The sequence below is a fragment of the Desulfotomaculum sp. genome (assembly GCA_003513005.1).
GTDB lineage: Bacteria > Bacillota > Desulfotomaculia > Desulfotomaculales > Nap2-2B > 46-80.
Genome location: DOTD01000060.1, coordinates 1 through 10107, shown reverse-complemented (window position 1 = coordinate 10107; position 10107 = coordinate 1). Strand labels below are relative to the sequence as shown.

Sequence of the window (10107 nt, the reverse complement as noted above, 5' to 3'; positions counted from 1 at the left end):
TCCGCGTAATAAAGCAGCGAAGGACGCCCCGCATAATTTTTGAGCAAATCCTCCAATTCCTCTTTAAAGTCGGGAAGGTCCTTAAAGTGGTTGTATGCTTCTTCCAGCTCGATTACCGCGTTCATCAGAGTCTCGGGAATATACTGCCCCCCGTGGATTCCAAACCGTCCTCTTGACATATCCAATTCTCCCTTTTTGTCCTGGCTTACTCCCAGTCCTTCCACACATCAGGCTGATAGCCAACCGTGGCCTGCCTGCCGTTCCGGACAATCGGAGTTTTAAAAAGCCTGGGGTTTTCTAAAAGTATTCTCTCCCTCATACCGGCGCTGCTGATAAATTGAAGATTGAGCTTCTTATATTCGGCTGTTTCCTGGTTGAATAAATTATTCAGGCCTACCGCGGCCTTCACACTGGCGAACTCGCCTTTACTCAATCCGTATTTATAAAGGTCAATCCATTGAAATTTAATATTTCTCTCTTTAAAATACCTCTCCGCCTTCTTTGTGTCAAAACATTTTACCGCGCCAAATATTTGAATGTTCATCAGCGTTCTCCTTCAGGAATGATCTGCTTGACCCTTCCCACCAGGCCGCCAACAAGACGTACTTTTATGCCATGGGGATGAACGGCCGGCCTGGTGAGGATGGTTTCAACTACCCCCTCGGTTGTTTTTCCGGTTCGCTGATCTTGTTTTTGAATAATCAAAACGCGGATTCCCGGTTTAATATTCACACGTTCTTTCCCGTCCATGAAAGTCTCCTTGAGACAGCTCTGTGTCTGCTATTCTAATACATACAGCTATAAGTAAATGGTTGTCCCTCATGCAGTTGCTAGACCGATTTCTATAAAGAAACGCCAATAACATCGTCTGTTCCTTCTTCACACACACTAATTGAAAAAACTCATCTTACTTGATCGAGTACCCGACACCGCGGGCTAATTGATAGTTAATGTATTGATTAAGGCTGACTTTCTCTTCTTTGGCTTTTGCGACAAGGATGCGGTGGAGGGATTTGGGCATACGGATATTAAACTTGCCGGAGTATTCTTCCGCCCTGGCTGGTTCAAGAATTGGATTTCCATTTTGCAGAGCAAGATCAATCCAACCTTTTTTTGCGTCTTGTATCATTTCGTATGCCTCTTCCAGGGTTTGCCCCTGACTGACGCAGCCGGGAAGTTCCGGAATTTCAATGGCATAGCCGCCTTCTTCGGCGGGGTAAAGGACTATCTTGTAAGGAAGCCCAAGATAATATTCAAGGTTTTTTTTAGTCATCTTCGCCCATCCCTTTAAGGAGTTTTATCATAGCCAACATATTTCAACCTTATCCCCCACCCGCAACCTGTATAATAGTACCGTATATAGTGGCATGTGTCAATGAGTTCTAGCTAGGCTTAAACAATTACCGTTGTTAAATACAGTTGCATAAAAAGAATAGCAAAATCCCGCCTAAGAAAACAGCTTCCGGCAGCCGTGACTCAACCAATAGGGCAAACAAGCGATTCGCTGGATATTCTCAGCTAACCGATTGCATTTTGCAATACAATCAGGCATAATAGTAACAGAATAGGAGGTGTTCATTATGGCAAGAACATCAAATATATTTGCCCGTGTCGAGCCGGAAGTCAAAGAACAGGCGGAGCTTGTTTTAGAGCAACTCGGTATCCCGATGTCAAATGCAATCGGACTTTTTCTCAGACAGGTTGTGCTTCAACGAGGTATTCCATTTGAATTGAAGCTCCCACAAAGTAAACCGCTGTCAGTGAGTATACTTACCGAAGAGCAATTCAATGCTGAGATCGAGAAAGGTCTGGCTGATCTAACTGCCGGAAGAGTCGTTTCTGCGGAAAACGTCGCCGAAAAAATGCGCCGGGATTATAAAATATGAGCAGAATCAATCACGGCGGATCATGGACATGGTCGAAAAGCTGAATGAAATGCCGCTGCGGTATCGTCTTTATGAAAAAGAGCCGTGGCACAGCAAAGGCTTGCGGGTTTTGCCAATAGACAATTATTTAGTATTTTATTTGCCTGTGGAGGCAAAAATAACAGTCGTAGTTATCCGCATTATATATGGTGGACGTGCTATTGAAGAACAGCTGCGACAAACGCAAGCAGGAGGGTAAACGCCTTGAAATCGGGTATGTATACCCTTTAACACAACGGCGAAAATGTCTTAATTACCAGCTTTTCACTGTTTCAAGTCCAGCGCTAGTCATAAAATCTTAAATATAGGCTGTTAAAATAACGCGAATTCCCGGTTTAATATTCACACGTTCTTTTCGGGCCATTGTACTCTCCTTAAACCAGGTCTGTAATACTAATATTTCTTTCCTTTCGCTATTTTTTCTATGTGTTTTTTTCACGAAGGATACCTCGTACAACCCCCAAAAGTGGAAACAAAAAAACATCTATCTTTTTTCCAAATAACGGTTATAATAATGATATAATAATGATATAATATTCGGCACTTATCTAAATTGTCCTTAATATTTATCAAAGACAAATCAGCCGCCATAACCCTTGTACTATCTATATTTTTGCCCTTGTTGAGGTCAATATCTTTTTAATAATTAATGTTAAAATAAAATAATGCCGATCGTTCTATCAGGATGTGCAATGAAATGAAAGATGAGATTTATAAAAAGATATACAATATTTTTAAGAGTAGCAATGGCTATGCCCATACTAAAGACATAACCAAGGTCGGTATCCATAATATATACCTCAACGAGCTTCTGGAAAAGGGCGAGATTGAGCGTATAAAAAGAGGCCTTTACCGCTGGGTTGACATGAAAGACAACGTTGGGTCCTTCCTTCTGGATGTAGCAATAGCCATTCCAAACGGCGTTATCTGTCTGCTTTCGGCTCTCGCCTACCACAACCTGACTACCCACAACCCCTGGGAAGTATCTGTCGCTGTCAGCAGGAAATCGAGAGTTAAGCTGCCCGATTACCCGCCGGTTAAACTATACTATTTTTCACCGGAGATTTTCAGCGCAGGTATTGAAAAAATTAAATTCGGTAAGCACGAAGTAAAAATATACAATAAAGAGAAAACCATCTGTGATTGTATAAAGCACCGTAAAAAGATAGGAAAAGATATTATTAAAGAAATGATATTAGAGTATATTAAAAACCATAACCGCAACCTGAATCTGTTAATGAGATATGCGAAAATTTGTGGGGTGACCAAGCAAATTGAGACATATTTTGAGCTTCTGTTATGAGTGAGACAAAAAATAAACAGGCTTCAACATTGGCCAGGCTTAGAAACATAGCCCGGGAAAAAGATATTGAGTTTAATTCAATTTTAAACCAGTACATGCGGGAAAGATTTTTATATCGGTTATCTATTTCAGATTTCGCAGATAAATTTCTTTTAAAGGGCGGCCTTTTACTTTTCAGCTACGACAAGTTCAACACCAGGCCAACTATAGATATTGACTTACTGGCGGTGAGAATACAAAACAATCAGGATATCTTGGCGAAAGCAATATCGGAAATAGCCAGAATCCAATGCGATGACGGACTTATTTTCCATGTAGATGGAATAAAAATTAACACAATTATAGAACATGGGCAGTACACAGGATTAAGGGCAAATATTACCTGTAATCTCGGAAGAGCCAAAAACCGGCTTAAAATTGATATTGGTTTTGGAGATATTGTAATAAGACCCAAAGATATTGAATTCCCTGTTCTCCTCAAAACAAACCAAGTGCCAGTAATTAAGGTATATTCCCTGGAATCATCCATAGCAGAAAAATTTGAAGCAATGGTTAAACTATCCCTTTTAAACAGCAGGATGAAGGATTTTTATGACATCTACAATCTTTCAAAAAGCAAGGACTTTGAAGGCAGAGTCCTCCAGGAAGCAATATTTCAAACTTTCCAAAGAAGAAAAACAACCTTAGAAAAAGAACAATCAATCTTTCAAGACCTTTTTATCAACAGTGCCGAAAAGCAACGCGAATGGAGCAATTACATAAGGAGAATCCGGGTAAGCAGCCCGGAATATTTTAAAGATATGATGAACCAACTTATATTATTTCTAAAACCAGTTTATGATTCCCTCTGCAACGAAGAAGAGTTTATCCTTTATTGGAGCTCTATAAATAATGAATGGTCAAAAAAAAGCCATCATACTGATTAGTCTGGAGCTTTGGAACCCGCCTTTTCAGGAAACCGCCTTCTTCATCGCCCGCACATATTCCACTACATGGGGGACGCAGCCCTCGCCGTACTGCTCCACAATTTTTACTATCGCGCTCCCTAACAATCACGCCGTCAGACAGCTCGGCCATCTTCGCCGCCTGTTCGGGTGAGGAAATGCCAAAGCCGACAGCGCAGGGAATATCCCTGACCTCTTTGACCAGCTTAATCATTTCGCCTACATCGGCGCTGATCTCCTTCCGTACTCCGGTTACACCCATTGAGGATACGCAGTAAACAAATCCCCGGGCCGCCCTGGCAATCATCCGGATGCGGTCGCGGGAGGTCGGCGCGATTAATGAAATCAAGTCAATGCCGAATTCGGAGCAATAGGGCAGGAGCTCTTCTTTCTCCTCAAACGGCAGGTCGGGGACAATTACGGCGTCAATGCCGGTCTCCCGGCAGTTTTTCATAAAACGGCCGGCGCCGTATGTAAAAACCGGATTCACATAGGTCATGAAGGCCATCGGAACACTGCATACCTTGCGGATACGCTGTACCATATCAAAAATTTTGTCGGTGGTTGCGCCGCCTGCCAGCGCACGCTCATCGGCGCGCTGGATGACGACTCCTTCCGCGACCGGATCGGAAAACGGAATGCCCAGCTCGATCAGGTCCGCCCCTTCCTCCGCCATCATAATAACCAGCTGTTCAGTTATTTCCAGCGACGGGTCGCCTGCCGGAATAAACGCTTTGCCGTTTGCAAACGCCTGCTGTACCCTACTCATAGATCTGTATCCTCCTGTACCGCGCGCTATCGCAGCGACATTTTTATCGCCCCTGCCTGAAAGATTAATTACCATGATTTTGTCCCTGCCCATGGCAGGAGCGATTTTTCTGGCGTAGGCAACAGCGTGCGCGCTTTCGACTGCGGGAATAATTCCCTCAACACGCGAGAGGTATTCAAACGCTTCCACCGCCTCGTCATCGGTAACCGGCACATATTCCGCCCTGCCTGTATCACGCAGATAGGCATGCTCGGGACCTATACCCGGATAGTCAAGCCCGGCTGAAATGGAATAAACCGGCGCAATCTGACCATATTGGTCCTGACAAAAATAGGACTTCATCCCGTGGAAAATGCCTAAATAAAGTTTTGGGTATCCGCCCGCCGATGCCGGTTGCGCCCTTAGGCAGAAAGACAAGAGGTAAATGTAATGACCAAACCCTTTTTTAAATAATGGTAAATGTAGTGGTGCTTGTTCATGCTTCCAATAATCTATTTTCTGTGTCCGTTTCTTTGGGGAGCGTTATAGTATTATATTTGGAGATTTTGCGTTTAAAATATAGTAATTTGTCGAAAAAACGCAGAAATATCCTGGATTCATTTAAAAAAGAAGGAGGAATTTCTCTTATCAATGTCTAAGACTATTTACGATGTACCGATGTATTATTATGGGGTATCTTCTCATTCAGAACGATTCCTAAAATACTAATCTGGCAGTATGTGCCTTGAACAATGTTAACCCTCATGATACAATATGTTTACAATGTGGACAACCTCATAGAGATAATATATGGATGACACAAAGCGATAAATACAATATAAATGTTATGGGAGTTCTTGCATAAGATACATTAAAGACTATATTCTTTTTTTAAGAAAGAGATATAAAGTAAGTTTTATTGAGAAACGCGGACAAACCTTTTACTTGAAACAATATTTTACTAAATTAACATAAATTATATAAGCGAAATTATAGAATTCTAATATCCCCAAATTTATGAGTTGTATAGGTGATGGTTTTTTTGCAAGAGCAAATCAAGAGGTGTTTTGAGGAGCCCTTGGATACTACTATTGAATTAAAGTTTTGTGATTTTTCCGATGTCACAGTCACTAGTGATTATACAGTGTTATCGTTTTTTTAAACGCGCCCTCCTATTAATCCTGAACGGAGCGATGACTCTAAGTGTGTTTTAATGCCTAGAATTGTTATGACCAAAGAACATTTCCTAAGGTTTTCAGAGGTATTACAAACGATCCTTCAACAAAAAATTGGTATAGAGGAAGATGAAATATTATGACGCGGAGCCTTGTAATCGGAGGACCTCTTCTGAAAGGAATAAAACTACGACGAATGATTGGTTTAGTGGAAGAAGAGAAATTTGTTGCGCCAGGCAGCGTCTTACGTGGCTATGCTTCTGCCGTTTCGAGCGTTGTACATGAAGCTTTACCTGGTTTAGAGATGGAAATGGTTGAACAAACTGAACTAAATTACTTTAAGAGCAATTTTAAAACTTTACAAGAACAGTATTCTGGAAGATGGATCGCTATATGTGGTAATGAAGTTGTTTCCGAAGGAAATGACTTTGGTGAAGATTATAGAGGCGCTAAAAGCAAGGGTTGTTCTGTGCCTTTTGTAGTATTTGTCAAGAAAAGGGAGAGCGGGAGCAGGTAAAGGAATGGCTGAAGATTTTATTTTAGTACTTGATTATAGTGAAAGAGATGAATTGCTTGACCCAATAACGTTACAGTGATGATAGGGAGTAAGACATTTACATGTCCGGTACTATTTTCCGACACAGTGAATATGATTATTATTTCTATTTAGGTAGAGAAGGGATATTTGATAATCTAAATATAACTTTTAATCATGCCTCTAAAAAAATTATTATGGTTAAAGAGTAAACTTAAAGATACAAAACCCAGTATAGTAATTGGCTTTATTTCTTCCTTCGACAGCCTATTAAGCAACGCCTTGGGATTTAGGTTATTTTCCCGCTCCAATTCCATCATAATATAAAATTCTCATCCCGGAACTGGTTAAAGGCATCCTGCGCTGCTATGGCATCATCCCTTGACAGCCAGCGGTTTTGGGTGACACGCCCCTTTTTATCGAGTATTGCCAGCAGTTTGGGTCATAGCTGACTTCGTCCGGGGGCAGAACACGCAGGATATATTTTAGAAAATAAGCAAAGGGACAGCCGGCCAGATCCTCGATCCTGCTGCAGGACATAACCAGATCAGTATTTTGGCGGGGATCAAACTGGCTATCACCAGTAATCATCCCGTCATATTCAGTCGGGCCGGGGCTTTGCCTGGCTTCCAGCGCACGTCTGCCCAACGCAATCCCCTGGCAGCAGTCCCTTACCGCCGCATCGCCGTTAATCATACCCGGTCCTGTCAGTGCCCGGGCGGCCCACCACTCTGTTTCATCCAAAGCCGGCATTCCTTCATGCGGGCAGTACCCTGCCGTCTTGCCCAGGGAGTTGATCAAGTCCGTGTAATCTAAAGAGGTATCCTTTTGTAAAAGGCGATACGACTGGAGCAGTATATTAGAAGGGAAGACAGACCTGTTTTGTATAACATCAAAAGAAGGAAAGCTCATAGTAACCCGCCCCCGCCTGGAGGCAAGAGCCAGCGCCATCATATATTGATTCTCAACCGGCTTGTCCGTACCCAGGGTCAACCAGGCATCAATCCGCCTGCGTTCACTGTCCAGCAGAACAGGGTCCTGGCGCCCGCTGCCCGGGAAGATATCAGCGCCCAGCCCGGCAATGAAGGGCAGGACCAGATTAAATTCTCATAATTAACAATGTGCAGGTGACCGGGCCTGGGACCAGACGCCCCAACCTGAAAAACGTCAAGGATGTTTTCCACCCGCTCCAAAGCTCCTTCGATTTCCAGGTTAAATGATATATACCGCCCGGTATCAGCCAGGCTGTTGATTAATCCTTGCAGCGCTGCGGCATCAAAATTGCTTTGAGTATTAGTTATCTTTGACAGAACGCATGAAAGACCGGCGGCGAGCTCCCTGAAACTTATTTTTCCCTCATCATCCGGAACCGGCAGGTTTGAAATGAACCCGCTTATTTATCAAAATCAGTAGCTAAATAACTATCAACCAGCATTTTCGAAGATATTTCTACTCCGTTTGAACAAATGAGATCAATAATCCTGGTTAAAATAGAATTTTTGTTTAAGCTGGAAAACAAATAATCTTTATGCCCGACCAAAATCATCTTACATTTAGCACGTGTAAGAGCCACATTAAGAAGTAATTGGGCTTCGGAATCTGGTCTCTGGTCATCAAGCATAGACCAACATTTGGCGCCTGGACCTTCCACACAATCGAGAATAATAATTTTTTCTTCCCCGCCTTGAAATCTATGCACCGTGTCAACCCTAATTCTATCCTGTATAGACCAGTCCTTTGCAATTTTGTCAATCAGTCTTGCCTGCGCCCGATATGGTGATATAATTCCTATTTTTTCATCAATATCAAGATGCGGTAATAATTTAAAAGCCAAAGCTGCTGAGACTAAAGCGTTATATATATTAAAGCGGCCACCTGCCGACAATTGACTGCACCAAGGATTTAAAGAAGAAGTATTAACAAATATCAAATGATTTTGGCCGCTTAAATCATCTTCCAAAATTAATTTTTCCGTGGAAGGGCTGTTTTTTAATTTGTCTTCATAAAACAATGTATTTAATATGTCGGCTATTTTAGGAGCCATCCGGTACTGGGTATCTAAAAGAGAAATCCTCTTATCATTAAAAGCATCCTTCACAGAATTAATCCCTATAATTTCAAATATACTCCGACCTAACCATTTTTTTGATACTCCATCATCTGAAACACAGATTGGCGGAAGCTGTTTAAAGTTACCTACGATTGTAATAAAAGTTAATGCTTTGCTGGCTGCCCAAAAAACATAGGGTAATGGGGCCATGCTCGATTCGTCAATAATAAGAACGTCAAACGGTTTATCAGGAAATTCTTTTGAAGAAAAAGTTTTCGTTAAGGTTGTAGCAATAAGATAAGCCTCCGTTAAGGCTTTTTTCGGTAATTCATTCAGTGCCTTATCAATTTCTGATATCCTGGCGTTAATAACATCTCTTTCTTTTTCTTTAATCACTTTATCTGTTTTAAGTTGGTCTTTATTGGCGCCAATTCTTGCTAGAATATTTTTTGCTCTCCTATTGGCTTCATCTAATTCAATTTCTCTTTGATAATGGATCTTTTTTATATCACCGTATCTCTGTTCCAGTTCATCCTTGGCACGTTTCCTGGCGTTTATAGTAGTGTTTAATTTGTCAATATCATGTTGGAGTTTACTTAGGATCCAAACCAAACAACCGCTGCATCATTCCGGCTTGTAAGGCTCTTGAAAACTTTTCCCGGTTTTTTAACTGACTGACCTCAAATCGATTAATCTCCTCATTGACAATTTTTATACTCTCTCTATTGTCAAAAATTGAACGTCTAAGATTAGTTATTTCTTTAAATAATAAATCCACTTTTGATTGCAAATCGAAAAAAGATTGGTAATTCCTTAAGATCTCGACTATCTTTGCCCTCTCTAATAAAAGCAGACTCTTTCCGGAAGTCATTGACTCCCCCAGTTTAGCTGCAATCTTATCTAAAATAACTAACGGGTAATTATCTTCAAGGTTTTTCTTATGGCAAATTCCTAAACGGATTAATTTTCCTTCCTGATAAAAAGGGGTTGTCTTGAGATGTTCGGCTATATTCTCCAAAGCTTCATCTACAGCAGTATTGGCATGTGATACTAATAAAACTCGTCTTCCAGCGTTTATGTGCGCTTCAACTAATCTGGCTATTGTTTTCGTTTTGCCAGTGCCAGGGGGGCCCCAAATGATTGAGGTAGATTTTGAGAAAGCAGTTTTAATAGCTTCTTCCTGAGATTTGTTAGGCGGGTCTTTAGTACTACAGCGATGAGTATTAAAACTCTTTGACAACATTAAATAGCGACTTCGCCCAATATTTGGAGATTTCTCTCTCGGCGTGAGAGGTACGCGACCATGTTGCGCTTCATGTGGTAGTTAACGTCCCTCAAGGGCTTTCGGATCAGCTTCTCATTCCCGTCTAGGCCGGCAGTCATCGATTTCTGGGCCTTGGGCCGCGGTAGGCTCGGTTCTCCGTATT

General features: G+C 41.7%; 15 protein-coding genes and 2 pseudogenes. 6 read left to right on the top strand and 11 right to left on the bottom strand.

Features of this window, described 5'->3' with window-relative positions; translation table 11 throughout:
- The 4 genes from DEH07_07455 to DEH07_07440 form a co-directional block, all read right to left on the bottom strand.
- A partial coding sequence (locus DEH07_07455; protein ID HBY04361.1) for a tryptophan synthase subunit beta occupies positions 1–179 on the bottom strand: 179 nt, incomplete at its 3' end.
- Between the two features lie 26 nt (positions 180–205).
- A complete protein-coding gene (locus DEH07_07450) occupies positions 206–544 on the bottom strand; it encodes an ArsC family transcriptional regulator (protein HBY04360.1) in 339 nt (112 codons plus the stop codon).
- Positions 544–750, bottom strand: coding sequence for a YwbE family protein (locus DEH07_07445; GenBank protein HBY04359.1), 207 nt, complete (start codon positions 748–750; stop codon positions 544–546). The genes DEH07_07450 and DEH07_07445 overlap by 1 nt, the downstream gene beginning before the upstream one ends.
- A 157-nt stretch (positions 751–907) precedes the next feature.
- The gene (locus DEH07_07440) at positions 908–1273 is read right to left on the bottom strand and encodes a toxin-antitoxin system HicB family antitoxin (protein ID HBY04358.1); all 366 of its coding nucleotides are present in this window, start codon (positions 1271–1273) and stop codon (positions 908–910) included.
- A 307-nt stretch (positions 1274–1580) separates the two neighbouring features.
- Here DEH07_07440 and DEH07_07435 point away from each other — a divergent pair, with 307 nt between their 5' ends.
- The 4 genes from DEH07_07435 (at position 1581) to DEH07_07420 (ending at position 4154) form a co-directional block, all read left to right on the top strand.
- Positions 1581–1886 carry a type II toxin-antitoxin system antitoxin, RelB/DinJ family gene (locus tag DEH07_07435; protein ID HBY04357.1) on the top strand — a complete coding sequence of 102 codons (306 nt, stop codon included), beginning with the start codon at positions 1581–1583 and terminating at the stop codon, positions 1884–1886.
- A gap of 22 nt (positions 1887–1908) precedes the next feature.
- On the top strand, positions 1909–2124 hold the full coding sequence (locus DEH07_07430; protein ID HBY04356.1) for a type II toxin-antitoxin system RelE/ParE family toxin: 216 nt from the start codon (positions 1909–1911) through the stop codon (positions 2122–2124).
- Positions 2125–2622: 498 nt separating this feature from the next.
- Positions 2623–3228 (top strand): Abortive infection protein AbiEi, encoded by a 606-nt coding sequence (locus tag DEH07_07425; GenBank protein HBY04355.1) that lies wholly within the window; start codon positions 2623–2625, stop codon positions 3226–3228.
- Positions 3225–4154, top strand: a complete 930-nt coding sequence (locus tag DEH07_07420) for a hypothetical protein (GenBank protein HBY04354.1) — start codon at positions 3225–3227, stop codon at positions 4152–4154. Before DEH07_07425 ends, DEH07_07420 begins: the two co-directional genes overlap by 4 nt.
- Before the next feature lie 24 nt (positions 4155–4178).
- Here the strand turns inward: DEH07_07420 and DEH07_07415 are convergent.
- Together DEH07_07415 and DEH07_07410 are read right to left on the bottom strand one after the other, a co-directional pair.
- Positions 4179–4941: pseudogene (locus DEH07_07415) on the bottom strand (tryptophan synthase subunit alpha).
- 54 nt (positions 4942–4995) lie between these two features.
- Positions 4996–5283: pseudogene (locus DEH07_07410) on the bottom strand (tryptophan synthase subunit beta).
- Between the two features lie 110 nt (positions 5284–5393).
- On the opposite strand from DEH07_07410, the gene DEH07_07405 reads away from it, so the two are divergent.
- The gene (locus DEH07_07405; GenBank protein HBY04353.1) at positions 5394–5579 is read left to right on the top strand and encodes a hypothetical protein; all 186 of its coding nucleotides are present in this window, start codon (positions 5394–5396) and stop codon (positions 5577–5579) included.
- Between the two features lie 712 nt (positions 5580–6291).
- Entirely contained in the window at positions 6292–6612 is a 321-nt protein-coding gene (locus tag DEH07_07400; GenBank protein HBY04352.1) for a hypothetical protein, read from the top strand.
- Between the two features lie 384 nt (positions 6613–6996).
- Here the strand turns inward: DEH07_07400 and DEH07_07395 are convergent, their stop codons facing one another.
- The 5 genes from DEH07_07395 to DEH07_07375 form a co-directional block, all read right to left on the bottom strand.
- Positions 6997–7623 (bottom strand): hypothetical protein, encoded by a 627-nt coding sequence (locus DEH07_07395; protein HBY04351.1) that lies wholly within the window; start codon positions 7621–7623, stop codon positions 6997–6999.
- Positions 7620–7814, bottom strand: coding sequence for a hypothetical protein (locus tag DEH07_07390; GenBank protein HBY04350.1), 195 nt, complete (start codon positions 7812–7814; stop codon positions 7620–7622). The genes DEH07_07395 and DEH07_07390 overlap by 4 nt, the downstream gene beginning before the upstream one ends.
- Positions 7815–8023: 209 nt before the next feature.
- Positions 8024–9292 (bottom strand): hypothetical protein, encoded by a 1269-nt coding sequence (locus DEH07_07385; protein HBY04349.1) that lies wholly within the window; start codon positions 9290–9292, stop codon positions 8024–8026.
- Positions 9273–9923 carry a hypothetical protein gene (locus DEH07_07380; protein ID HBY04348.1) on the bottom strand — a complete coding sequence of 217 codons (651 nt, stop codon included), beginning with the start codon at positions 9921–9923 and terminating at the stop codon, positions 9273–9275. Before DEH07_07380 ends, DEH07_07385 begins: the two co-directional genes overlap by 20 nt.
- On the bottom strand, positions 9923–10107 hold a 185-nt coding region (locus tag DEH07_07375), incomplete at its 5' end, for a hypothetical protein (protein ID HBY04347.1). The genes DEH07_07375 and DEH07_07380, both read right to left, overlap by 1 nt.